Annotated in this window: 18 protein-coding genes; 10 read left to right on the forward strand and 8 right to left on the reverse strand. The window is 63.2% G+C overall.

Annotated features, from left to right (window positions below):
- Positions 1–52 precede the first annotated feature (52 nt).
- Genes CFR71_RS10640 through CFR71_RS10650 form a run of 3 tightly spaced genes read right to left on the reverse strand, consistent with a single transcriptional unit; the run spans position 53 to position 2,825 of the window.
- On the reverse strand, positions 53–808 hold the full coding sequence (locus tag CFR71_RS10640; protein WP_239020370.1) for a class II D-tagatose-bisphosphate aldolase non-catalytic subunit: 756 nt from the start codon (positions 806–808) through the stop codon (positions 53–55).
- 39 nt (positions 809–847) lie between these two features.
- Positions 848–1,801: an SIS domain-containing protein gene (locus tag CFR71_RS10645; RefSeq protein WP_110530920.1), complete on the reverse strand. Its 954-nt coding sequence runs from the start codon at positions 1,799–1,801 to the stop codon at positions 848–850.
- A 58-nt stretch (positions 1,802–1,859) separates the two neighbouring features.
- Positions 1,860–2,825 carry an N-acetylglucosamine kinase gene (locus CFR71_RS10650; RefSeq protein WP_110531010.1) on the reverse strand — a complete coding sequence of 322 codons (966 nt, stop codon included), beginning with the start codon at positions 2,823–2,825 and terminating at the stop codon, positions 1,860–1,862.
- A gap of 495 nt (positions 2,826–3,320) precedes the next feature.
- Between CFR71_RS10650 and CFR71_RS10655 the strand changes: the two genes are divergently transcribed.
- Together CFR71_RS10655 and CFR71_RS10660 are read left to right on the forward strand one after the other, a co-directional pair.
- Positions 3,321–5,639 (forward strand): beta-N-acetylhexosaminidase, encoded by a 2,319-nt coding sequence (locus CFR71_RS10655; protein WP_110530922.1) that lies wholly within the window; start codon positions 3,321–3,323, stop codon positions 5,637–5,639.
- Positions 5,640–5,832: 193 nt separating this feature from the next.
- Positions 5,833–6,618: a DeoR/GlpR family DNA-binding transcription regulator gene (locus tag CFR71_RS10660; protein ID WP_239019330.1), complete on the forward strand. Its 786-nt coding sequence runs from the start codon at positions 5,833–5,835 to the stop codon at positions 6,616–6,618.
- A 165-nt stretch (positions 6,619–6,783) separates the two neighbouring features.
- Here CFR71_RS10660 and CFR71_RS10665 read toward each other — a convergent pair whose 3' ends face one another.
- On the reverse strand, positions 6,784–7,941 hold the full coding sequence (locus tag CFR71_RS10665) for a Gfo/Idh/MocA family protein (protein WP_110530926.1): 1,158 nt from the start codon (positions 7,939–7,941) through the stop codon (positions 6,784–6,786).
- 18 nt (positions 7,942–7,959) lie between these two features.
- Positions 7,960–9,279, reverse strand: coding sequence for a glucose/galactose MFS transporter (gene gluP, locus CFR71_RS10670; protein WP_165832093.1), 1,320 nt, complete (start codon positions 9,277–9,279; stop codon positions 7,960–7,962).
- Positions 9,280–9,885: 606 nt separating this feature from the next.
- Here gluP and CFR71_RS10675 point away from each other — a divergent pair.
- The 3 genes from CFR71_RS10675 (at position 9,886) to CFR71_RS10685 (ending at position 16,608) form a co-directional block, all read left to right on the forward strand.
- Positions 9,886–12,357, forward strand: coding sequence for a TonB-dependent receptor (locus CFR71_RS10675; RefSeq protein WP_110530932.1), 2,472 nt, complete (start codon positions 9,886–9,888; stop codon positions 12,355–12,357).
- A gap of 4 nt (positions 12,358–12,361) precedes the next feature.
- Entirely contained in the window at positions 12,362–14,614 is a 2,253-nt protein-coding gene (locus tag CFR71_RS10680; RefSeq protein ID WP_110530934.1) for an alpha-N-acetylglucosaminidase, read from the forward strand.
- Between the two features lie 128 nt (positions 14,615–14,742).
- Positions 14,743–16,608, forward strand: a complete 1,866-nt coding sequence (locus CFR71_RS10685) for an alpha-galactosidase (protein ID WP_165832094.1) — start codon at positions 14,743–14,745, stop codon at positions 16,606–16,608.
- Positions 16,609–16,667: 59 nt separating this feature from the next.
- On the opposite strand, the gene CFR71_RS10690 is transcribed toward CFR71_RS10685, so the two are convergent.
- The 3 genes from CFR71_RS10690 to CFR71_RS10700 are packed head-to-tail and all read right to left on the reverse strand — an operon-like array spanning position 16,668 to position 20,043.
- Positions 16,668–17,492, reverse strand: coding sequence for an ABC transporter permease (locus tag CFR71_RS10690; protein WP_110530938.1), 825 nt, complete (start codon positions 17,490–17,492; stop codon positions 16,668–16,670).
- Positions 17,493–17,506: 14 nt separating this feature from the next.
- A complete protein-coding gene (locus CFR71_RS10695; RefSeq protein WP_239020371.1) occupies positions 17,507–18,412 on the reverse strand; it encodes an ABC transporter permease in 906 nt (301 codons plus the stop codon).
- A gap of 11 nt (positions 18,413–18,423) precedes the next feature.
- A complete protein-coding gene (locus tag CFR71_RS10700; protein ID WP_110530942.1) occupies positions 18,424–20,043 on the reverse strand; it encodes an ABC transporter substrate-binding protein in 1,620 nt (539 codons plus the stop codon).
- 105 nt (positions 20,044–20,148) lie between these two features.
- Between CFR71_RS10700 and CFR71_RS10705 the strand changes: the two genes are divergently transcribed.
- From CFR71_RS10705 to CFR71_RS10725, 5 genes are read left to right on the forward strand one after another with little or no spacing between them, the layout of a single operon-like run.
- Positions 20,149–21,270 (forward strand): ROK family transcriptional regulator, encoded by a 1,122-nt coding sequence (locus CFR71_RS10705; RefSeq protein WP_133251136.1) that lies wholly within the window; start codon positions 20,149–20,151, stop codon positions 21,268–21,270.
- 16 nt (positions 21,271–21,286) lie between these two features.
- A complete protein-coding gene (locus CFR71_RS10710; protein WP_110530946.1) occupies positions 21,287–22,729 on the forward strand; it encodes a M81 family metallopeptidase in 1,443 nt (480 codons plus the stop codon).
- A gap of 3 nt (positions 22,730–22,732) precedes the next feature.
- Positions 22,733–23,767, forward strand: a complete 1,035-nt coding sequence (locus CFR71_RS10715; protein ID WP_110530948.1) for an ABC transporter ATP-binding protein — start codon at positions 22,733–22,735, stop codon at positions 23,765–23,767.
- Positions 23,764–24,753, forward strand: coding sequence for an ABC transporter ATP-binding protein (locus CFR71_RS10720; RefSeq protein WP_110530950.1), 990 nt, complete (start codon positions 23,764–23,766; stop codon positions 24,751–24,753). The genes CFR71_RS10715 and CFR71_RS10720 overlap by 4 nt, the downstream gene beginning before the upstream one ends.
- A complete protein-coding gene (locus tag CFR71_RS10725; RefSeq protein ID WP_110530952.1) occupies positions 24,740–25,462 on the forward strand; it encodes a copper homeostasis protein CutC in 723 nt (240 codons plus the stop codon). Before CFR71_RS10720 ends, CFR71_RS10725 begins: the two co-directional genes overlap by 14 nt.
- Positions 25,463–25,465 lie beyond the last annotated feature (3 nt).

The raw sequence follows: 25,465 nt of genomic DNA on the forward strand, positions 1-25,465 counted from the left end.
AAGCAGAATATCGTCAATATTCCAGATCGGGCTCCTGTGGGATGACTGAATTCTACAAAATGACCCGAAATTGCCTCAAGTGTGAGAAATCCGCGTCGACGCCGAATTCCACGCCCGGTTGCACCACCAGGGCAATGACGCGTTCCCAGACATCCTGCCCCAGCGTGGTGGTGAATATCTCCTCATGGATGCGCAGCGTCTGCAGCGCAGCGGTGGGAGAGGTGGGGCACAGATGGTCAAGGGAGTCCGCGACCCCGCCGGGGACCGGCACCTCCGTCCCGATGACATAGGCCGCCTGTCCGGGGCGCGCGGCCTCGGCCCGGGCCGCCAGCGTGCAGGCGCGCCGGGCCACCACGGCGTCAGGCAGGGCCGCCGCCTCGCCCCGGCATCCCATGCTTGCATCCAGATGCAGCTTGACGAACCCGGCTTCCGCATAGGCCGCGATCATGGCCTGCGCGCGCTCCATCGCCTCCTCCGCGGGCAGGGATTTCCACGGGTTGGGTCCCAGATGATCGCCCCCGAGCAGGATCCGCTCACGCGGGCAGTCAACGCGCCGGGCGATATCGTAAACCATGTCACGAAAGGCGGCCGGGGTCATGCCGGTATAGCCGCCCTCCTGATTCACCTGGTTGCAGGTGGCCTCGATCAGGACCGGATGACGGGTCCGCGCCGCGCGCGACAGCGCGGCCTCCAGCACCAGTGGATGGGCCGAACAGACCGATGTTATCCCCCGGCGACGGCGGGCCGGGACCGTCTGGTCATGGATCTGGCGTGCCAGCATGAGGAGCGGCGTCGCGGCTGTGGTCATGGGGCTGTCCTGATTGGGGATGGCGGGAAGCAGGGTCCGTCAGGCAATCCTGACCACTTTTGTCAGGTGGCGCGGCGCAAGCGTATCCAGCCCGCGCATCCGTGCCACGTATTCCCCCAGAAGCTGCAGGACCGGAAGGCAGATCAGCGGACGCACGGCGGCAGGCGACGCGATCGGCAGTTCCACCGTCCCCGGACCGCCCAGGCCCAGAACGCGCGCGCCCTTGTCCATCAGTTCCCTGGCAAGCAGCGCCTCTTCCTGCGCCGTGTCAGGGTGATAGAGGAAGATGACCAGCGATTTTTCGTCGATAAGGCTGATCGGGCCATGGCGGTATTCAAGGGGATGATGGGCTTCGGTCTGGCTGAGGCTCATTTCCTGAAGCTTCAGCGCCCCTTCGCGCGCGACGCCATACAGTGCCCCGCTGCCGAGGAATACGAAATGCGACCGGCCGGAAATCAGTTCGCCAAGGTGCGGGTCCGCCGCATCCAGAAGGGTCCGGGCCGCCTGCGTGGTTGTGGCATCCACCTCCACCCCGGCGTAACGCAGGCCCATCAGCAGCATCAGGCTGGCTGACGCCGTCATGACGATCCCTTCCTCCGGATGGGTTTCGGCCACCATGACCCTGTCGCCCTGCGCGCACAGTGCGCTGCCCGGCGCGCAGGTAAAGGCCGTGATCTGCAGCCCGGCGGCCCGGCTGGCCTTTGCCGCGGCGACGGTTTCGGTGGACTCCCCGCTGCGCGAAAGCGCCAGCACGTGGGCTGCGATGCGCAGCGGGATATAGGACCCACGGCGACAGGTCCATTCGTTGCCCGGTACGGCGCGTGCCATGACGCCATGTTCATTCAGGGTCGTTGCGATGGAATCCGCGATATGGACGGACGTGCCGCATCCCACGACGGCATGGACCGCATCCACGCGGGGGGGAACCGGTTCGTTAATGACCTGGTCCCAGAGTGGAAACTGCTCGCGGATGCCGCGTTCCGTTGCATTCATGACGGGTCCTTTGCCTGACAGGGGTGTCTTGAAACATGTTCGTGGGAAAGAGGGGGGATTACAGCTTCATGTCCTTCAGGGCGGAAGCCAGATGGTCGGTCCATGGCGCGTCCGTCGCCCATCCCGCCTGCCGGGCTGCGCGCAATATTCCCCCGCCGATGGGGGGCAGGCGGGGGGGCTGCGGCTGTCCGCACAGGCGCGTCATGGCCTGACGCAGGTACGGGTTGTTGAATGTCCCGCCGGTATGGCTCCATGGCAGTTCGGGACGCGACAGCCCCCTGCGCGCCACGGTGACATGGTGGGCCAGATGACGCGCCGCCCGATCAAGGATACGGCATGCCTGTTCATTGCCGTTCATCGCCATTTCGCAGACGCCATGGGCCAGTGCGGCGACGGCGGAGCGTTCATGCGACAGCCCGCCATACCATTCGAGCAGCGCCGCCCCGGCCGCAGCGGGAGAGGTCGGCAGGTTCATGGACCGGCACATGGGCGCGATGAACGGGTGCGCGTCCCCGTCGCGCCCGTCAAGCGCCTGTGTCAGGAGGGAAAGGGCCTCGCGCCCGATCCAGAACGCGCTTCCTTCATCCCCGAACAGGGGACCCCAGCCGCCCACGCGCAGGTTCCGCCCGGTTTCATCCATCGCCCATGCCATCGATCCCGTCCCTGACAGGATCAGGACGCCCGGCGCGCCGGCGAATGCCCCGGTGCAGGCCATTTCCACGTCATTGCGGACAATGTAGCGATCCGTGGGAAGTCCCAGGATTTCATGCACGGCAGCGTCCTGCCGGGCCGTGATCGTGACGCTTTCGCCATATCCCGCCAGTCCGAACGCGGCCCCCGCGACATGGGCGGGGACATCGGCCAGAAGTTCGGCCAGAACCTCCCGCCATCGTGGCTGATCGAACGGGTTGGAGCCCGTTCCCCGGCGCGCGGATACGATATTGGCGTTGCGATCCACCACAAGAAGCAGGGTCTTGGTCCCCCCGCTGTCCAGCGCCAGAATGCAGGGGGAGGCACCTGTCATATGCGTCAGCCCTTTCACGATCCGTTACCGCCCGCGAAGCTGGAAATGGCAATAAGCCGTGGTCAAGATCGTAGAAATCCCCATTGTCCGTCCAACAAGGCAGGGCCGAAAGGATGGAAGCCGGTTACATGTGACGCAAACGCTCGTCCAATGGACGCGCCATGGTCCTGCGGCTCATGTTTTGCCTTTCAGTCATTCATGTCAAGTCAAATGTATGATTGTTTTTGATCTTTTATGAAGGGGCTGAGCGTACCCTGTCCCGGCAACGGGCGAAATCGGGAAGATACAGAAATCCCCAACATATTCAGGAATATTCTCCTGTAATACCGGTCCCGGTGAGCAGGCCGGACGGTCGGGTTTTCGCGGATCCGGGTATGAACTGATTTGTGCCTGAATGGCGTATTCGATCAAAAAAAAGATTGCATTGGATTGTTCCGCTGTAGGATTGATCTGGAACCGCCTCAATTCACGCAGATCGGAATCAAGGGACCGAGTATGACAGATATCTCCGGCCATCGCGCGGCCTTCGTCCTGACGCTGGGGTTGCTGCCCGCGTTGTCCCATGCCGGCTGGGCGTCTTCCGCGACCGCCGATCTTCCGCTGCTGCCCCGTCCCGCGATCATGTCGACACAGCCGGGATTTTTTTCCCTGCCCGCATCCCTTGATGTTGCAGTCGAGGGCGTGGATGCCCCCATGGCCACGCGCCTGCGCGATACGATGCGCGCGCCGCACGGGCCGGTCCTGACGCTGCGTGACAGTGGCGCGGCATCCGCGCATGCCGCGATCAGGATGCGGCTGCTTGCCCCGGCGGCCTCGGCGCCTGCGGAAGGGTACGAGCTTACGGTCGGGCATGACGGCATCGTGGTGATAGCCCATGACCGGGCCGGCCTTTTCTACGGCGCGGTCAGCGTGTCGCAGCTTCTGGGCGCGGGACGGGCGCGGTTGCCGGCGATGCATGTGCGCGACTGGCCGCGCCTGCAATGGCGTGGGGTCATGCTCGATTCGTCGCGACATTTCCAGACGCTCGCGGAAGTGCGTTCGCTGATTGACGCCATGGCGGAACTGAAACTCAATGTCCTGCACTGGCACCTGACGGACGATCAGGGATGGCGGCTGGAAATCCGGCGCTATCCCGAACTGACGCGGGTGGGGGCATGGCGGCGCGCCCCGGATTCCGGGCCCAATGGCGATGGCGCGTCCTATGGCGGGTTCTATACCCAGGCGGAGATACGCGACATCGTGGCCTATGCCGCCGCGCGACAGATCACGATCGTGCCCGAACTGGATATGCCCGGACATGCGCAGGCCGCCATCGCCGCTTATCCGAAGGTCGGTTCGGGCGGGACGCCGACGCGGGTTTCGACCACGATGGGCGTGCATCCCTATCTTTACAATGTGAATGAAGAGACCTTTGCCTTCATCGATCACATCCTTGACGAAGTGATGGAACTGTTTCCATCGCGCTTCATCCATATCGGCGGGGACGAGGCCGTCAAAACCCAATGGCAGCATTCCCCTGCGGTGCAGGCGCGCATGCGCGAACTGGGCATTCATGACGAGGAGGCATTGCAGAGCTGGTTCATCGAACGTCTGGGAAAATACCTGTCGGCCCATGGGCGACGCCTGATCGGGTGGGATGAAATCCTCAAGGGCGGGCTGCCGGCTTCGGCGTCCGTCATGTCCTGGCATGGAACGGCTGGGGCCGTCACGGCGGCGCAGGCAGGTCATGACGCGGTCATGGCGCCTTCGGACAGGCTGTATTTCGATTACATGCAGACCGATCGCGATGACGAACCGACGGGGGGACGCTATCCAGTGGAATCCCTGTCCACCGTGTATCATTTTGATCCGCTTCCCCCCGGCACGCCGCCATCCGTGCAGCAGCACCTTCTGGGTGTGGAAGGCGGGATATGGACGGAATACCTGACCTCTGGCAGGGCCACGATGCTGGCGGCATTTCCACGTCTGGACGCCATGGCGGAAATCGCATGGACCCCGCACGACCGGCAGGACTGGGACAGCTTTCGCACCCGCCTGAAGGACGAGGTGGCGCGACAGCTTTCCCAAGGCGTGCCGGTGGACCAGACAGCCTATGCCATAAGTATTTCGGCCATTCCCGATCTGGCGGGGCATTACGAGGTGACGCTGTCAAACCAGATCGCGCAGGGAACGCTGCATTATACGCTCGATGGCACGGCACCCGATGCACAGGCCCCGGCCTATGTCCATCCGTTGACGGTTGGCGAGGGGGCTACGATCCGCGCCGCCGCCTTTGACCGGGGCGGCCTGCCGCTGGCGCCGCCTGCCACCCGCGTCATCAGCGCCGGGGGGATCGCCACGCGCAGTGGCACGCAGCTTGCGGCCTGCGAGGGGGGACGGCTGTCCCTGCGGATCCCCGCGACGCCGGACGCGACGGCCGCCGCGCCGTACCTGACGATCGACCGGACACGCGATTGCGTCATGTATGGCGCGCCCCCGCCGCAGGGCGCCGGCACCCTTGCGATCAGGGTGGTGCCTGTCACGCATTTCTTTAACACGCCACTGGATGACGGGGCGCATGTACCCGTGATGAAGCTGGATGCGCCGCGACATGCAATCAGCGTGTGGCCGAACCGATGCACCGGAAAACCCATGGCGAGCACCCAGCTTCCGCGCCATCCCAGGCCGGGCGTTCCCGTAGACATATCGCTGCCGGTTACAGCGCAGGGCGCGCATGACCTGTGCATCGCGGTACCTGATGAAAAGGAACCGCTATATTACGCGTTCCAGACATTGTCGCTGACAGGACAGGAAAACGCGGAACATAATAAATAGATCCGGGTTTTCATGAGGTTGTCCGGAGTCTCTTTGGGAACGACATCCACCCGGCGGCCGGATTGCGGTTCACGGGGCGGGCACGGCATTGACCCTGCCTGTCCCAGTGTCTAGTTTTTCGCGGTTCCGCGTTACTGTCGTGCCGCCCGCGAGAGTGCCGGGCAGGGGGCTTTTCTGTTTTGGGAGAATCAATGTGGCGCCCGATCGTCTGACGCAAATCCGCCGCTATCTTTACCTGAACGGCGCGACAGGTGTTCATGAACTGGCGGAAAAGGTGGATGCGTCGCTGGCGACGATCCGGCGCGACCTGCAGCGGCTGGAGGAACAGGGCGTTATCATCCGGACGCATGGCGGCGCGACGATTGCTGATTCCGTGGGGCTGGAAATCGCGTTCGAAGCCCGCGAAAACCAGAATCTGGAGGATAAGCGCGCCATCGCGGATGCCGCCTTTGCCATGCTGCGCCCCAATACGGCGGTCTTTCTGGATGCCGGGACCACGGTTCTGCAACTGGCGCGGCGGTTGCGGCTGGACCCCATGCCGCTGACGGTGTTTTCCAACAATATCTGCGTGGCGGAAGCGTTGATGGGGATCGACTGCATCCAGATCATCCTGCTGGGCGGTCGCGTGCGGCAGAGCAACCGCAGCGTTGTCGGCGCGCTGTCGGAACAGGTGATCGAGGGCCTGTGGTTCGACCAGCTATATCTGGGGGCCAGCGCGGTACAGCCCGACAATACCATCGCAACCCCAGACAGCGATGAGGCAAGTCTGAACGCCGCGATGCTCAAACATGCAAGTGAACGCTACCTTCTGGTCGATAGCGGCAAATTCGGCCGTCACTCCACCTATCGCGTGGGGCGCCTTGACCAGATCACGCAGATCTTTACCGACGCCAACCTGGGCGAGGAATGGGTCGCCCGCATGCAGCAGCTTAACATTCCCCTGACGCAGCCCGAAGCGATGATCGAAGACGTGGCCTGATCTGGGCCGCGCCTGTTACCATTGTTCATCCCCCATCTGTCTGGCGCAACATGAAAGACGGTTTCAAAAGCCTGTCTTTGATCCGGATTGCATGTCGTGGCGGGGGGTGACGAAAGCTTTTCATAAACGCCGCCTTTTCAAAAGGCGGCGCAATGTTGACGGAAATTATCCCTCGCCGGCAAGTGCCGCGTCAAAGCGTGTCCAGCTGTCGGCAAGTTCGACCACGGTTTTCGTCCGGCGCGCCTGTTCGATCATGAAAATCAGCAGGCCGGCCTCCAGCGCGTCAATGGCGGATACCGGCAGGGGGCGTCCCTTCGTGACATGGTCGTAAACATCGGCCGCCATCTGTTCATCCGCGCCATAATGCACCGACAGGGCGGTGCTGCGGGGGAATTCCCGGTCGATGACGCATTCGCTGGTGCGTGCGTCATGTATCCTGAGGAACCCGCGGATGAAGTCGCCCTCCGCCATTCCTTTCGCCCCGATGATGCAGAAACGACGGAACTGGTCCGCGACGTTGCTGTTGGCGTGAAAGGCGAGGGACGCGCCATTGGCGTATTCGATCAGCGCGGTCTGGCTGTCGACGATGTCGGCATCGCTGTCGAAAACCCTGTCCGTGCCCATCCAGCCGCTTGGCTTGCGGAAATAGACCTCGGTGTCATTGGCGCCCCAGTTTGTCGGCATGTTTTCAGGGGTAAAGCTGCGACGTCCGCCAAAACTTGCGACCCGCATGGGGCGGGCACCAACGATGCTGTTGTAAAGATCAAGGTCGTGACAGCATTTTTCCATAAGGAAGCCGCCTGAATATCTGTCGTAACGGCGCCAGTCCCGCATGAAGAACGCCCCATGGAATGGCGCGATATGTTCCGCCGCCTCGATGGAGGCGATGTTGCCCAGGATCCCTTCGGCCTGCGCGCGGCGCAGTTCGGTGTAAAGCGGGGCATAGCGCATGACCAGGCCGACCATCAGCTGGTCCGCAGGAAAGCGTGACAGCAGGCGTGCCAGTTCCAGCGTCTGCTCCAGGTCCGTGACAACCGGCTTTTCACTGAAAATCTTTACACCGTGTTCAAGGCCAAGGCGGATATGTTCAAGGTGGCAGAAATTCGGGGATCCGACCATCAGGAGGTCGAGTTTCTCCGCCTCCAGCATGTCCTCCAGCGTGGAAAAATGCCGCCCCGCCCCGATGCCCCGTTCCAGCATGGATGGCAGTCCGGCGGGGTCGGGATCGACATATCCCACGATCTGGAAATCCGGGCGGACCTGCGTGAAGACATGGGCCAGATAGCCAAGCCTGTAGCCAAGTCCAACGATGCCAACTTTCATTCTTTTCAATGCTCCATCTTACAGGGCAGGGGTTTGCGTTACGGGATTTCCAGACAGCTTTTCCCTTGTGGCGGGCGCATCCCGGCGCGCCGCCCACAGGGAATAGGAAAGGATGAACAGGTAGGAAGGTATGAGGATGCCGCCAAAGGCGATCGTGAAATCGTAGGTCGTGGCCAGCCAGACAAACAGTTTGGGCAGGACCGCGCCACCGCTGACGGCCATGACGGTAATGGCGGTGCCATGCAGGGTGCGACGTCCCAGCCCCCTGATGGCGACGGGATAAAGGGAAGGCCACATCATGGCGTCGGAAAAGCCCAGTGCCGCCATGCACAGCACCGACGTCATGCCCGTTGTCAGGACGGCGCCCCCCGACAGGATCACCCCGACCGCCGCGGCAAACGCCAGATAGGACAGCTGTGACATGACACGGGGGATCATGGCCAGGCCACACGCGTATCCCACGATCATCATGCAGAAGGTCAGGGACGTAAAAAACTTGGTATTGTCGATATCAAGGCCCAGATGATCGCCATAGGTGCCGATGGCGTCCCCCGCGATGGCCTCCACCCCCACGTAAAGGAACAGGCATGCCGCCCCCAGCCATAGCTGCGGCCGCCAGCTGCGTGGCAGGTCCGTCGCCGGAAGGGAGGCATCCTGTTGTGGTTCGTCCACATGGAAATGCAGCGGTGGCAGGGAAATGAAGCGGATGGATAATGCCGTTATCGCAAGGCCGGCCGCCAGAACAAGGTAGGGAATGACGATCTGGTGGGCAAAATGGCTTATCAGCACGGCCCTTTGTCCCGGATCCGTGGTCACGCCAAGGGCGCGGGTCGTGCTGCCAAGCGTCCGTAATGTCGTTTTGCCGAAAATGACGGGCGCGATGATGCCCGCCCCCTTGTTGCACAGTCCCATGATCGCGATGCGTCGCGCGGCCGTATGGAATGGCCCCATGCCCGTAACATACGGGTTGATGGTGATACCCAGCAGGGTGACGCCACATCCGGTCACGAACAGCGCGGCCAGTCCCCCCGGGTAAAACCGCGCGGCGGAACAGGCCGCAAAGCCCACGCATCCGCCCGCCATTCCCAGCAGCGCCAGCATCATGCCGGCTTTCGCGCCAACCCGCCCCGTTACCCACGCACTGGGAAAGGCCCCCAGCAGATGGGCGGAATAAAAAACGGTTGGAATAAGAAAGGTAGTGTTGTCATCAAGGGAAAATGAAAGACGTGCGAAAGCGATCAGCGGGCCGTTGAGCCATGTCATGACCCCGATGATAAAGAACAGGAAACCCATCAGGGCCACCAGCCCGGCAGGGACCGGTACAGGGCGATGTGGCATCGTCAGAGGCATGGGCGACGGTCTGGATGGTGCGAAAGTCATGCATGAACTTCCCTGCGGCATTCCCACGTCGTCATCATGGGCCGCGCATATTGTCACATGCAAGCACGAAAATGATCGGTTTCGTCATATTGTCGACATGATCTGCCTTCAGGGCGGAATAAGAGGGTTGTTTCATTGGCATCGTGGGGCATGGATTTTTCCGGATTTTGCGATGCGTCGGATTCGATCATAAAAATGATCGAATCACGTTGTGTATGGCGATGTGCGCGCGGCGGCATGATTGCACACCATTTGGTATCCACGACTAAGTATATGATATAAATATATGTTCCTATCAAATACAGATAAATATTCTACTGATTCCGATTACTCCTGATGTTACATCAAGGAGTGTGGGAAAAGTCACACATGGCATGTTTCTGGGCCTGAAAAGACCCACATCCGAAAAAATGATCGTTTCGATTAAAATATGTCTTGAAATGTGCGCGTTTATGACGCCACAAATCTTTCTGAGATCGGAACGAAATCGCGACTGCCATCGTGACCCGTCGTGATCCGGCCACAGATTCAAAAGTCCTCGTCCCAGAAGAAACGGTGGAGAAGATGGTGCTGAACCCAAGCAGGAAGACCCTGATCCTATGTTGCACAACCTTCATTGCCCTTGATACGGGGGCTCTGCTGTCCAGGGCGCTGGCGCAGACCACGCCGCCGCATGATGCGCGCCATGACAGGACAGCCACATCGCAGGGCACGCCGAAAAAGGGCACGACCGCGAAAACGGCGAAAACCGCCGCCACGCCCGCCGGCGTGCAGGCCGATGGCAAGGCGGAGGTACTGACCGTTCATGCAAACGGCATCAGTTCCGCCACGGGCGTTACGAACACGACGCCGGGCGGGGGACTGATGGCCGTGCAGACGGCGGCGCGTTCGCAAAGCGGCATGACGCGCGATTACATCGCAAAGCAGAGCCCCGCCGTCGCCCCCGGCGTGATGCTGTCGGCGATGCCGGGCGTGGTTGGCGGTGCGTCGGACCCGTATGGCGGATCAACGCATGACGGGCTTACGGTGCGTGGCCTGACGCAGGGTGAAATCGGTTTTGTCATGCAGGGCATACCGCTGGGCGATCCGGTAAATCCCAATATCTTCAGCGCGGACATGGTTGATAACGAAAACCTGTCCGCCGTGACCCTGACGCAGGGAAGCAGTGACATCTCCGCGCCGTTCTACAGCGCCGTCGGCGGCCAGGTAAAGATGGATACCATAACCCCAAGCTCGCGCTTTGGCGGCCTGGTGGACCTGAGTTACGGCAACAACAACATGCGTCGCGAATTCATCCGCCTGGATTCCGGTGAAATCGGCCATACGGGCATTCGCGCCTATGTTTCGTATTCGAACAACCATTATGACCAGTGGCGTGGTCCGGGCGGGGTGGATCGCAGCCATATCGATTTCAAGGCCATCAAGGAATGGGGCGATGGCAACAGCATCACCGCCAATTTCGGATGGAACCACCAGACGGCCCAGTCGCTGCGTTATCCCACGATGGCGCAGTATCAGGAATTCGGAAACAACTATAACTGGGATACAAACTATACGCCCGGCGATACCAGCTATCACAAGTTCCATACGACGCAGCGTGTCGATACGCTGGGCAGCCTCCAGCTTCACCTGAACCTGCATCACGGGCTGACGCTGGATGTGACGCCTTACTACATCGCGGACGCGGGCATGTATAACGGTGGCGAAAACCTCAGCGCCACCGGCAGTTATCAGGGCAGCCAGCCGCTGGGCACGCTTGACCTGCCCTATGCGACCAATGGCGTCACCACCGCGATGAGCTTTGACCATGAATTTGAGTCGACAGGCGGCATCACGACACAGCTGTCATGGAAAAAAGGTAACAATACCCTCAGCGTTGGCGACTGGTATGCCTATCTCCAGCATTCCGAACTCGAATCCTTCACGCCGGCGGATTACACCGGGGGCGTCAGCAATTCTTTCGGCAATGACGCGATCAAGGTCAATGGGCAGATCCTGACGGGATACAACATCAATTTCAAGCAGCAGACGAATGCCCTGTTCATCAATGACCGTTATGCCGCGCTGCATGGGAAGCTGATACTTGAAGCCGGCTTCCGCGAAGTCATGATCAGCCGTATCGCCACCAACGACATCCCCGGCGAAAACATGCAGGACCAGAGTGGCGGGCCATACCTCAATGGCGGAAACTACGCCGAACCTCTGCCGGAGGTTTCCGCCACCTACTTCATCACCCCGCATGACCAGATCTATGTAAATGGCACGACCTCGTTCCGCGCGCCGGGGTCCGAAGAAATCTATGTCGACCTGTGGGATCCCAACGGTGGCGGCGTGCCGACCATGCAGCGTCAGGCCAATCCCAAGTCGGAATTCGCGATCGGTGAAGAAGTTGGTTACCGGCACAAGGGTTTTGTCAATTTCTCGCTCGCCGCGTTCAATTACAACCTTGTCCATCACCAGGTCAATTCGTCCAACTATATCGGCACCGAACTCGTCACGCAGCCGATCGACATGGGGGGCGAGACCATCCGTGGCTTCCAGGCGGAAATCGGGCTGCGTCCGTGGCATCATTTCAGCCCGTATATCGCCTTTCAGTACCTGCATACGACCATCGACAGCAACTTCAAGGAAGGGAATGTCTATCTTCCGACCGCTGGCAAGACCATGGTCATGAGCCCGACCGAAAGTGGCTCGGCCGGCATCAATTACGATAACGGCCACTTTTTCGGCAACCTGTTCGTCAGCTGGGCCGGCAGGCAGTATTCGACCTTCATGAATGACCAGTCCCTTCCGGCCTATGCCGTGGGCAACATCACCGCCGGTTACCGTTTCGGCAATTTTTCCTACCTGAAACATCCCCAGATCCAGGTCAACGTCACCAACTTCGCCAATGCGCACTACCTGTCGGGGGTTTATGGATATACGGCCAATGCGCGCTCCGTGAATGTCGGTGGGACAACGGTCAACGGAAGTGCCCCGACCTATTTCGTCGGCGCGACGCCTGCGGTCATCTGTTCTGTCACGACGGGGTTCTGATCTGATGAAAAACAGGAACTCCGTATCTTTCCCACGTCATTCCCGCAGGGCCGGCTGCCGGAAATGGCTGAACGGGGCCAGCGCCCTTCTGCTGGCCGGCGGGATTGCCACCGGCAGCGCGCGCGCCGACGATATTCAGGCGGCGCGCGACGTGGTGGCGCGGCTGCTGCCCGCGCATGCCGGGCAGATCACGCTGGACCTGGCGCCCGCGTCGGGTAAGGCGGAACGGTATCGCGTATCGGGGCGCAAGGGGCACATCCACGTTACGGGGTCAAGCGACAGCGCTATCCTGTTCGGCCTGAACTGGTATCTGAAATATGTCGTCCATGCCGGGATTTCGCCAAACGAGGTGACGCCGCCGACCATGGAGAAGCTTCCTGCCCCGGACCACCCGATCGAAGGCAGCGCCACGTTCCCGTTCCGCTATGCCCTGAATGAAAATACGGATGGATATACCTCCCCGTACTGGAACTGGGAACGATGGCAGCACGAAATCGACATCTATGCGATGAACGGCCTCAACACGCTGCTGATCGAACGGGGGACGGACGCGGTCCTGTACCGCACGTTCATGCGGCTGGGGTACAGGGATGAACAGATACGCGCGTGGCTCAGCATGCCCGCGCATATCAACTGGCAGCTGATGGCCAACATGTGCTGTTACGGCGGGCCGGTGCCGCGTGACCTTATCGAAAAACGCGCGCAATCCGCCCGGCAGATCATCGACCGCCTGCACGAACTGGGGATACAGCCCGTCCTGCCCGGTTTTTATGGCATGGTGCCCGATGATTTCGGCAAGCGTTTCCCCGATGCGCATGTCGTGGACCAGGGGGAGTGGAACCGCTTCCGCCGTCCCGGCTGGCTCGACCCGCGCGATCCGATGTTCGCCAAGGTTGCCGCCATTTATTATGACGAACAGAAAAAGCTGTTCGGTGACGCACCCGTCTATGACATCCAGCCATTTCAGGAGGGCGGAAGCCCCGGCGACGTGCCGCTGGCCGCTGCGGGGCAGGGGATCCAGAAGGCGCTCGATACCGCCCATCCCGGCGCGATGTGGATGCTGATGGCATGGTATGAGGAACCCGACGCCCGGATGCTGGCGGGCGTGGATCGCAAGCGCCTGTTCATTGTCGATCTTGAACAGAACACCCGCGTGCGTGAGGACCGGAACAGGGATTTCCAGGGCGCTCCTTTCCTGTACGGCGGCCTGTGGGATTTCGGGGGACGGACATCGCTGGGCGGATCGTCGTATGATTACGGGGTGCGCCTGCCCGGATTGTGGCAGACGCAGAAAAACATGATCGGGACCGCCGTCTTCCCCGAAGGGATGGATAACAATCCCTATATATTCGACCTGTTTACCGAGGCCGCATGGCGGCGCGCCGGCGTGGATACCACGCGCTGGACACAGGATTACGCCGACCGGCGTTATGGGCAGCCCGGCGATGTCCACGCGCGCAGGGCATGGGACCTGCTGCTGCGCAGTGCATTTTCCTATCGTGCCACCGGGATCCAGGATTACGGGGAAATCAGCGCCGCCCCGGACTCCCTGTTCAATGCCCAGCCCTCGCTTGATACGCATTCTGCCGCGTGGAACGGGATGAAGGTCCTGCCCTATGATCCCCGCATGCTCCAGTCCGCGCTGGATGAACTGCTGCAGGCGTCCGACGCCGCGCGGGCGACGGCGGCCTATCGGTATGATCTGGTCGATGTCACCCGGCAGGTTGTCGCCAATCAGGCGCGCGCCCTCCTGCCACGGATATCCGATGCCTTCGCGGCAAAGGACCGGGCAGGGCTGCATGCCCTGACGACGCGCTGGCTGGAACTGATGGACCGGCAGGATGCCCTTTTGTCCACCAATGCTTTTTTCCGCGTGGGCACATGGCTGTCATGGACCCGGTCGTGGAGCAGCGATCCCGCCGAACGCAGCCTGATGGATTATGACGCGCGCGTCATCCTGACGAACTGGGGCGGCAGGACGGCAAGCCAGGTGGGGCACCTGCGCGATTACGCCAACAAGGACTGGGCCGGCCTGACAAAGGATTATTACCGCACCCGCTGGCAGCTTTTCTTCAGCAGTCTCGAGACCTCGCTTGCCACCGGGCGTCCGCCGAGGGAAATCGACTGGTACAAGGTCGGGGAGGACTGGTGCCGTAACGGTCGCGCCTATTCCGCAACGCCCGAAGGCGACAGTTACGCCATCGCGCAGGAAATCCACACCTTTCTTGCGACCGACAGCACGGCCGGGACACACTGACGGATCGGCCATCGCGCCATGATCGTGGTCCGTCACGGTCATGGCGCGGCAACATGAATGGGAATGGCCCCTGTCCGGCGCCGTCCGCGCAATATCGGCAGGGCGAAAGGGAAAGGAAAGCCCGCGATATGCAGCAATATGGTTCAAAGGTGCCGCGACATCGATATGGCGGGGGACTGCCGGGCATTGTGCTTCTGTCCTGCGTGATGGGCGCATTCGCCCCCGGCGGGGCCTCGGCCGATCCGGTGGCCGCCAATACGCCGGTGCCGCTTGCCCTCAGCCCGCCCATGGGATTCAACAACTGGGCCCGGTTCATGTGCGTTCCGCAGGCGCCGCTCGACGGACGCAACCCGCAGAAATACAGCTTTCAGGATTTCATGACCGACCAGGGGCGCGGCCTTGTCTCCACCGGGCTTGCGCGGGTGGGGTACAAAACGGTCGTGGTGGATGACTGCTGGATGCAGCGTGACGGCGACGGGCAGCTTTACGGCGCATCTCACTGGTCATCGCCGCGGCATGGCAACAGCACCCAGCCCGGCTTTGCGCGGGACCTGACACCCTATGTCGCGGACCTGCATCGCATGGGGCTGCTTGCCGGGGTCTATAACACGTCCGGCGCGCTGACGTGCGAACGCGTCCCGTCGGGGGAGGCCGGGCACCAGAACGACGATGCACGGAAATTCTCCGGCTGGGGCGTGGATTTCCTGAAGCTGGATAATTGCGGCGCGCCTGAAACCAGCCTGGAGGGCCTGTTCGGGCAGATGGGGCATGCCCTTGGCGCGGCGACGGCGCATTCGGATCGCAAAATCCTGTTCGATGAATCCGCCCCTGCCGAATTCGGACCGACGGATCCCCTGAAATACCAGTCCATGCAGTGGGTGCGCGGACTGGGGCAGATGTGGCGCGTGGCCCCCGATATCGCCACCACCCGCCCTGATGCGCAGGGCCATCCCATGGATGACCCGTGGGTGGTGCACGATCCGGCGCGTGCCGGCCTTGACGGGGTGTATCAGGCCTTTACCGATACGGTTGCGCTGTCGCGTTATGTCGGGCCGGGAAACTGGAACGACGCGGACCAGCTGCTGCCCGGCGACAATGGCCTGACCACGGCGGAGGAACGCAGCCAGATGGGCCTGTGGTCCATCATGGGGGCGCCGCTGGTGCTCAGCGCGGATGTAAGGCAGATGGCCCGCGCGCCGGATGACCCGCACCTGAAACAGTCGCTGGCCATTCTGGGAAATCCCCGCGCCATCGCGATCGATCAGGATACGCTCGGCGCCGGGGGATATCGCATCCTGCGTGACAATCCATCCGATGATGCGGGGACCGACATCGCGCTCAAGCCGCTGGCGGATGGCGGGTTTGCCTTCCTGGTCCTCAACAAGAACCCGCAGGCGGCCACATATGACCTGCCGATGTCGCGCCTGGGTGTCGAGGGGGGACAGTGTCCTCTGGCCCTGACGGATGTGTGGACCGGCAAGGTCACGCATGTCGCGGCCAGCGGGACCCTGTCACTGCGCATGGAGCCGCATGACAACGCCATGTACCGCGTCGCGCCCGCGGCCTGCATGTCGCTTAGGCCCAGCGGGCAGATCACGACCGTGCAGGCGGCGTTCGGCCGCCCGCCCCTGTGCCTGGACGCCGGCAGGGGGAATCACGTCATGACGGCCGCATGCTCCGCCAGCCCCGCGCAGCAGTGGGTGCTGCCGGATACCCGCGCCGAAGGGCCGATCCACAACGCGGCGTTCGCGGACAAATGCCTTGAACTCGATACCGAAACGGGACAGGTCCGCATGGCGGCATGCCATTCGGGTACGGCAACGCAGACGTTCCGCTATCACCTCAATGGCACGCTGAGTGCCGCCGGATCCTGCCTTGATGTCGCGGGCGCGGCCGTGAATTTCCCGGGCGAACGGATCATGACCGCGAAATGCATCGCATGGCGCGTGTCGGAAATCTTTTCGGCCCCCCATCACGCCAGCCCCGCCGAATAGACACGACCAAGGAGGGGGGCGTCGTCATCAGGCGCGCCCCCGTGGGATGGGCGGTTCCCTTATCTCTCCATCACCTTGCGCATGCCTTCCCCAAGGAGGTTGAATCCCAGAACCGCGATGGTGATCGCCAGTCCGGGGAAAAGGGAGGGAAGGATGTCGATCCCCAGATAATTGCGGCCATCGCTCATCATCGCGCCCCATTCCGGCGTGGCGGGCGCCACCCCCAGCCCGAGGAAGGACAGGCTGGAGGCGCTGAGGATCACCGTCCCGGCCGTCAGGGTGGCCTGTACCAGTATCGGTGCCGCCGCGTTGCGCAGGATGTGGACAGACAGGATCCGCCACATCCCGGCCCCCAGCGTGCGCGCGGCCTCCACATATTCCGTGCGTTGCAGCGTATGCGTCAGGTTCTGCGCCAGACGGGCATAGACGGGGATGGAAAACAGCGAAATCGCCAGCAGCATGTTAAGGAACCCCGGCCCCAGCAGGCTGAGTATCAGCAGGGCCAGCACGATGCCGGGAAAGGCGAACATGATATCGACCACCCACATGATGGCCTGTTCCACGGCACCACCCGCCAGGGCTGCGAGCATGCCCGCCAGCGTGCCCGCAACGCAGGAGACGAAAACGCTGATGCATACCTCCGCCAGGGAGTAGCGGGCGCCATGGACGATGCGGCTGAAAACATCGCGCCCGAATGCGTCCGTGCCGAACGGATGCCGCCATGACATGGGCTGAAGCGTGTCATACAGGTCCTGCGACAGGGGATCGGACGGGCTGATGAGCGGCGCCAGCAGGGCCGTCAGCACAAGGATCGCCGTCAGGGCCATGCCCACCAGCAGCGAAAGCGGAAGATGCGCCAGCCGGACGCGCGGGGATGCGATCATGACGGGGTCATCCTTCAGCCATGCCGCCTTTTGGGATCAATGCGCGAAACAAGGATCTCCGCGCCAAGGTTGACCATGATGACCGACAGGACGGCAACCAGGGTGATCCCCTCGATCACCGGGTAATCACGCCAGCGCACGGCCTCGATCATCAGGTGCCCCAGGCCGGGCCAGCCGAACACGGTTTCAGTGACCACGGCCCCGCCAATGACGCTGCCCAGGTTCATCGCGATGACCGTAATCACGGGGGGCAGCGCATTGGGCAGCGCGTGGCGCAGGCACAGCCGCAGGAGGCCGACCCCCTTGGCGCGTGCCGTGCGGATGTAATCGCGTGACAGCACCGCGATCATGCTGGCCCGCGTCATCCGGCCGATCAGCGCCATGGGCATCAGGGCAAGCGTGAGGGAGGGCATGACAAGGCTGGGCCATGAATGCGCGCCCATCAGCGGCAGCAGTCCCCACCTGACGGAAAAACATTCCATCAGCAGCAGCGCGAACCAGAAATTCGGGATCGAGGCCAGCACGATCGTGGCCCCCATGAATATCCGGTCCCATGTGCCATCCACGAACATGGCGGCGGCAAGGCCCCCGGGAATGCCAACGCCCAGCGCCAGCGTATAGGCACTCAGCCCCAGCAGCAGCGTATAGGGAAAGTGACGGGCGATTTCGCGGGCGACGGGCTGTCGCGATTCAATCGACTGCCCCAGATCACCCCCCAGCGCATCATGGATGAAACCGCCATACTGGCGCAGGACAGGGCGATCCAGCCCCAGCCGGTGATGGATCGCATCCACCGCGTCCTGTGTCGCGGCGGGGCCCGCCAGCATGCGCGCCGGATCGCCGGGCAGATGGCGCACGGCGACAAAGACGCAAAAGGACACCACCAGCATGACAACCGGCAGCATCAGCAGCCTGTGCATGATGCGGGCATTCATGGATGTACGGGCCCGGCGGCATCATGCTGCGGCGGCATCGGGGGCAACTGCGTCACATGCGTGATATCCAGCGCCCCGTCGGGACGCAGCATCACCCCCGACAGGCCGGCGCGCATGCCGATCAGCGTATCGCGGGTATAGATCAGCACGGCTGGCGCATCCTTCATGATCGCCTGTTGCGCCGCCGCGTAGATGACGTGGCGTTTTTCATCGGACATTTCCAGCGCGCCTTCATCAATCAGGCGATCGACCGCCGGATCATGAAAAAAGCCGAGGTTGGCACCCGCCGGCGCGGCGGACGCCCCATGAAAGAGGGGACGCAGCTGCATGTCGGGAATGAGGCCCGATGCCCATGACGCCAGCACGCCATCAAGGCGCAGCGCCTGCTTCCGCGCGGGGCCGGCAAATGCCTCCGCGGCATAGACGCCGCCCTCCAGCCGGGAAATCTCCAGATGGATGCCTGCTTTTTTCCACATGTCCTGCAGGGCTTCGGCAATCGGTTCGTCCATGTCCTGTACCGCAAGGCTGAAGGACATCCCATCGCGTATTCCCGCCTGCGCCAGCAGGGCGCGCGCGCGTTGCAGGTCGTATTGCGGATCGGGGGCGCAGTCGATGAAATAGGGCGATGTTGGCGGCAGGGGCGAACGGGCGGCCTGCCCCTGATCGCGCAGCAGGGCATGGACAAGCGCGCGCCGGTCGGTTGCGTAGCCAAGCGCCTGTCGGATACGCGGGTCGGCGCCGGCCGGCCGGCCCATGTTGATTGCAATCCAGTAAAGCGGGCCGTTCGGATCGTCATGGACGACAAAACGCGGGTCCGAAGCCGTCTGCCGGGCGTAAAGCGGCGGCAGGCTGCTGATGATGTCGCTGTCGCCGGCATGAAGGGACATGTCCATGACCGACGGCTCCGCCGACCATGTCCACCGCACGTTTGCAATGTGCGGCGGCGTGCCCCAGTAATCCGGGTTGCGGTACTGCATGACATATTCGGAACTTTTCCATTCCCCGAAACGGAATGGACCCGTGCCGTCCGCCTGTCGCGACAGCATGTCCCGCCCGGACGGAGAGGTGACATAAGCCTGGCTGAATGACAGCAGGAGCAGGAAATCGGGATAGGGCCGACGCAGGCGAAAGCGGACCGTCATGTCGTCGCCGGTCGCCGTCACTGATTCAATCACCGTACGGAAACGGCTGGTCCCCGCCAGTGGCGCGCCGTCATCCAGCAGACGGCGGAAACTGCGGACGACGGCGTCCGTCGTCATTGCGTGTCCGTCATGGAACCTGACATTGCGGCGCAGGACAAAATCCCATGTGATGCCCTGCGGGTCGTGGGTCCATGATGTCGCGAGAAGGGGCTGGATATTGCGTCGTGCATCGACGCTGACCAACCCTTCGTACATCGGGCCAAGCACGGAGGATGTATCGGTCGCAAGCTGGTCGGCCGGGTCCATGCTGCGTGGCGGTTCAGGCTGCATGATGCGCAGTTCATGGATATCCGGGGCCGTGACGTCCTGTGCGCGGACCGGACCGCACGCCAGCCAGCCCAGTCCCGCGACAAGGGCGGCATGCAGCGGTGGCAGGCGGGACTGGCGTTTCATCGTGCGGCCACGTGTTACCATCTCGTTTCGATCTGTTCTGACTTATATCACATGAAAAACTTACTTGACGAACAAAAGATCAATCAATGATATAAATTGATCCTTAACCGGAATGGAGGGACATCCGTGTCCTGCCGGTCGCATGTGCAGCTTCTGCGCCTGATCAACCAGTTCGGCCCGTTAAGCCGCGCGGACCTTATCCGCATTTCGGGGCTGAGCAAGGGCGCGGTTTCCATGGTGACGGCCGACCTGATGGCGCGCGGGCTGATTGAAAACCGCGATACCGTCCATGGCGGCGGTCGTCCCTCGGTCCGTCTGGGCATTGCCGCCGACAGTGCATTTTTCCTTGGCATTTCGCTGGCGGACCGTCCGGTCATGGTGCTGGGCGACCTGCATGGCACGATACTGGAACGTCATGACATCACCCTGCCTGATCGCGTGGAGGATATCGGCCCTTACGTCCGGGACCTGATGGCGCGGGTCGCGCCGGGGGGAAGCGTGTCCGCGCGGCGCATGCGCGGCATCGGGCTGGCGGTATCGGGGCTGGTGGATGACGGGGCGGGGGTCTGCGTGCGCTCCACCCTGACGGGGTGGGAAAATGTCCCGCTTGGTCCCCTGGTTACGCGGGCCTGCGGGGTGCAGGCCTATGTGGAAAATGACGCCAATGCGCTGACCGTGGCGCAATACCGGTTCGGCCCGATGCGCGAAACCGCGTCCTTCAGCCTTGTCTCGCTCGGGCGTGGCATCGGGTGCGGCCATATGGTCGGCGGGGAGCTGTTTCGCGGGTTTCGCGGGGGCGCGGGTGAAATCGCGCACGCTACGGCCGAACCCGGTGGCCTGCCGTGCCAGTGTGGGAAAAAAGGGTGCCTCGATACCGTGGCGTCACTGACGGCCATCGCGCATCTGGCCGCCCGCGCCGGGCTGCCGGGCGATCTGGACGAACTGGAGCGCATCGCGGCGCGGGGCGACCTGCGGGCGGTGGAACTGCTGCACCGGGCCGGCAGCGCGCTGGGCCTGATGATCGCCGCGATGGTCCAGATCATGGACCCCCGCCACGTGCTTGTCACGCGGCAGGGTGGGGAACTGGCGGGGGTTTACGGACGCGCCATGCGACAGGCGGCAGAGGGCAATTTCCTGCCGCAGCTTGCGCCGCGTCCTGAAATCATCACCTGCGATGTCACGGCCGACGCATGGGCGTTCGGCGCGGTCAGCGTCGCCGCCGACCGTTCACTGTTCCGGGAATTCTAGCAAGGGAAGACTGGTCATGCGTATTGCCGTGGGCGGCATTCACATCGAATGCAGCACTTATAACCCGGTTCCGACCCGGATGGAGGATTTTCGCGTCCTGCGTGGCGATGCGCTCTCGCAGGCCCCGTATTTCGCATTCCTGTCCGATTTTCCGGCGCAATTCATCCCGACGCTGCATGCCCGCGCCATTCCCGGCGGCCCTGTCGCGGCGGATACCTATCGCGCACTGCGTGACGATTTCCTCAGCAGGTTGCGCGCGGCGGGACCGCTCGATGGCGTGTACCTGTCGATGCATGGCGCGATGTTCGTCGAAGGGATGGAAGACGCCGAAGGCGACTGGATCGGTGCCACGCGCGCGGTGGTGGGCGCGGACGTGCCGATTTCCGTCAGCTATGACCTGCATGGGAACGTGACGCAGCGCATCATCGACGCCATCGACATGTTCTCCACCTATCGCACGGCGCCGCATATCGACGTGGAACAGACGATGCGCCGCGCGGTGACGATGCTGGTCAGGTCGCTTGCGCACGGGATCCGTCCTTTTGTCGCATGGGCGCCGGTTCCCGTCGTGCTGCCGGGCGAGCGGACCAGCACGCAGGACGAACCCGCGCGCGGGCTGTACGCGCGCCTGCCTGAAATCGACGGGCGGGAGGGGATCTGGGATGCCTCCCTGATGGTGGGATATGTCTGGGCGGATGAACCGCGGGCAACGGCCGCGTCGGTCATGACCGGAACCGATATCGACGCCCTGCGCCACGCGGCCCGGGAAATGGCCGTCGCATACTGGGACGCGCGCGCCCATTTTGAATTCGGATGCTGGACCGGCACGATTGCCCGGACGCTCGACCGCGCGATGGGCAGCGGGGCGGGGCCGGTCATCGTTGCGGATTCAGGCGACAATCCCACGGGCGGCGGTGTGGGGGATCGTATCGACGTGCTGCATGCCCTGATCCAGCGTGACGCGCGTGATGTCATCGTGGCGGGAATTGCCGACCCGCAGGCCACCCGCGCGGCATATGCGGCCGGAACGGGGGGGCAGGTCACCGTGGACATCGGTGGCGCGCTGGACCCGGCCGGGACGAAGCCGGTCCGGGTTTCGGGGGAGGTACGCTTCCTGCTGGACCATGCGCAGGAACGCGAACGTCAGGCGGTCATCGCGGTGGGGGGGATCCTTGTCGTCGTGGCGGCGCGACGCAGGCCCTATCACAACATCGCCGATTTCACGCTGCTGGGCCTTGATCCACGCCGGACACGCATTGTCGTGGTCAAATCCGGCTATCTGTCGCCTGAACTGGCCCCGATCGCCAGTCCGGCGCTGATGGTGCTGTCGCCGGGCGCGGTGGACCAGCATGTCACGCGTCTGCCACGCCTGCGCAAGGTCCGGCCGACCTTTCCTTTCGATACGTCATTCACATGGTCGCCCGTTGTCTATCCCTCGGCCCGCTGGAACGGGCGTTAGGCAGTGACGCCCGGCCGTCCCGTCCTGTCTGTCGAGGGGCTGCACATCCATTTCCATGCGCGACGCGGCGTCATCCATGCGGTGGATGACGTGACCTTTGACATCCAGCCCGGTGAAATCGTGGCGCTGGTGGGGGAATCGGGTTCGGGGAAAAGCGTGACCAGCCTGTCGGTCATGGGGCTGCTGCCACGGATCGGCCGCATCACCCGGGGCCGCATCCTGTTCGGGCCAGCGGACCAGCCGCCGGTCGATCTGGCGGGGGCGTCGGAAAAAACGCTGCGCCAGATACGCGGTGGCGGGATCGGGATGGTGTTTCAGGAACCCATGACCTCCCTCAATCCCGCCATGACGGTGGGCGCGCAGATTGCCGAAGCCCTCGTGCTGCATGCCGGCATGACGGCCGGGGCGGCGCTGGCCCGCGCGGCGGACCTGCTGGACGCCGTGGGGATCGCCGCGCCGAAGCAACGTATCGGCAGCTATCCCCACCAGATGTCGGGCGGCATGCGTCAGCGCGTGATGATTGCCATGGCCATCGCCTGCCGCCCCGCGCTGCTGATCGCGGACGAACCGACGACCGCCCTCGATGTCGCGACGCAGGCGCAGATTCTGGATATCCTTGGGCAGTTGCGGCGCGATACCGGGATGGCCGTGCTGTTCATTACCCACAACCTGTCGCTGCTGGAGGGCTTTGCCGACCGGATCATGGTGATGTACGCGGGACAGGTGGTGGAACATGGCCGCGTGGCGGATGTGACGGGACGGCCGCGCCATCCCTATACCCGCGCCCTGCTGGACTGCCTGCCGGTGCGGCATCTGGCGACGCTGGGTGACGGACCTTCCCCGATGCTGCCGACAATCCGGGGACATCCGCCCGATCTGGCGCACCCCCGCGCCGGCTGTGCCTTTGCCCCACGTTGCGACATGGCCCGTGATGCGTGCCGCGCCGGACATCCCGCCCTGCAGCCGGCGGACGAAGGGATGGACCATGTCACGCGCTGCATCGCATGGCGCGACATGGCGGGGGTGGTGGCGTCATGAACAGGGTGCCCCTGATGTCCGTGCGGGACCTGAGCGTCGAGTTTGGTGCCCGTCGCCCCCTGTTCGGCCGTCCTGCCCCCAATGTTCACGCATTGAGCAAAGTGTCGTTCGATATCCATGCGGGCGAGATCGTGGGGATCGTGGGGGAGTCAGGATCGGGAAAGACCACGATCGGGCGATGCATGGTGCGCCTGCAACGCTCGACCGGGGGAAGGGTCGAATTCGAAGGGCGTGATATCCATGGCCTGAGCGGGGCGGACCTGAACTGGTACCGCAGGCAGGTGCAGATGATCTTTCAGGATCCCGCCGCCAGCCTGAACCCGCGCCTGCGGGTCGTGGATATTGTCGCCGAAGGGCTGGAAATCCACCGGATCGGTAATCGCGACAGCCGGCGTAAAACCGTGGTCGAACTGCTGGCGGCGGTGGGGCTGGGCGAGGATGCCCTGACGCGGTTCGCCCATGAGTTTTCCGGCGGCCAGAGGCAGCGCATCGGCATCGCCCGCGCCATGGCGCTCAGGCCACGGCTGATTGTCGCGGATGAACCTGTTTCAGCGCTTGATGTCTCGGTTCAGGCAAAGGTTATCAACCTGTTACGCGAATTGCGCGCGCGGATGGAACTGGCGATGGCGTTCGTGTCGCATGACCTGCCGACCGTCATGTTCCTGTGCGACCGGCTTGTCATCATGTATCTTGGCCGGGTCATGGAAATCGCGCCGGTGCGGGAATTCCGCGAACAGCCCTGTCATCCCTATTCACGTTCCCTGATGTCGCTGGTTCCCGGCCTGGGGCGAAGGTATTCTCCCGCCACGCGGCATCCGCCCACGATCACCCCCGTCACGCAATCCCATCACGAGGGATGCGCCTTTCGCAATCGCTGCCCATATGCGGTGGCGGACTGCGCGGTTGTCACCCCACCCTTGCGTCAGGTCACGCCGACACGTCAGGTCGCGTGCCTGCGGCCGGAGATATTTCATGATCCGTGTTGAAATCTGTGTCGAAACCCCGCAGGGCATAGCCGCCGCCAACGCCGCCGGGGCGGACAGGATCGAACTGTGCGCCTCCCTCGACGTCGGGGGACTGACGCCCAGCCCTGGGCTGATGCGATGCGCCGCGCGGGGAGGGGGCCCGGCAATGGCCATGATCCGTCCCCGTGGGGGAACGTTCATGTTCGATCATGATGAAGCCGCCGTGATGGTCGATGATATCCGCGCGGCACGCGAAGCCGGCCTGTCGGGGGTGGTGCTGGGGGCGATGCGGCCCGACGGGGGGCTTGACCGCGACCTGCTGTTGCGTCTGTCCGATCATTGCGCGGGGATGGAACGCACCCTGCACCGGGTTTTCGATCTGGTGAAAGATCCCCTTGCGGAACTGGAATTTGCGATCGCGGCGGGTTTTACGCGCATCCTGACCTCCGGACAGCAACCCGGCGCGCCGGAGGGGGAGAAATGCCTTGCCCGCCTCCGCCGGCAGGCCGGGGGGCGCATCGTCATCATGGCCGGCAGCGGGATCAACGCGGGCAATGTCCGCCAGCTTGTCAGCCGAACGGGGGTAAGGGAAGTGCATGCGTCATGCAGGAAACCCCGGTCGCGCTCAGGCAATGATGCTTTCGGTTTTGGGGCGATGCCCGCCGAAACGGACATCGATGCCATTCGCGCCCTGCTGGCGGCGGCGCGGAACGCAGCGCATGGGGGCTGAAGA

The organism is Novacetimonas pomaceti (assembly GCF_003207955.1).
Classification (GTDB): Bacteria; Pseudomonadota; Alphaproteobacteria; order Acetobacterales; family Acetobacteraceae; genus Novacetimonas; species Novacetimonas pomaceti.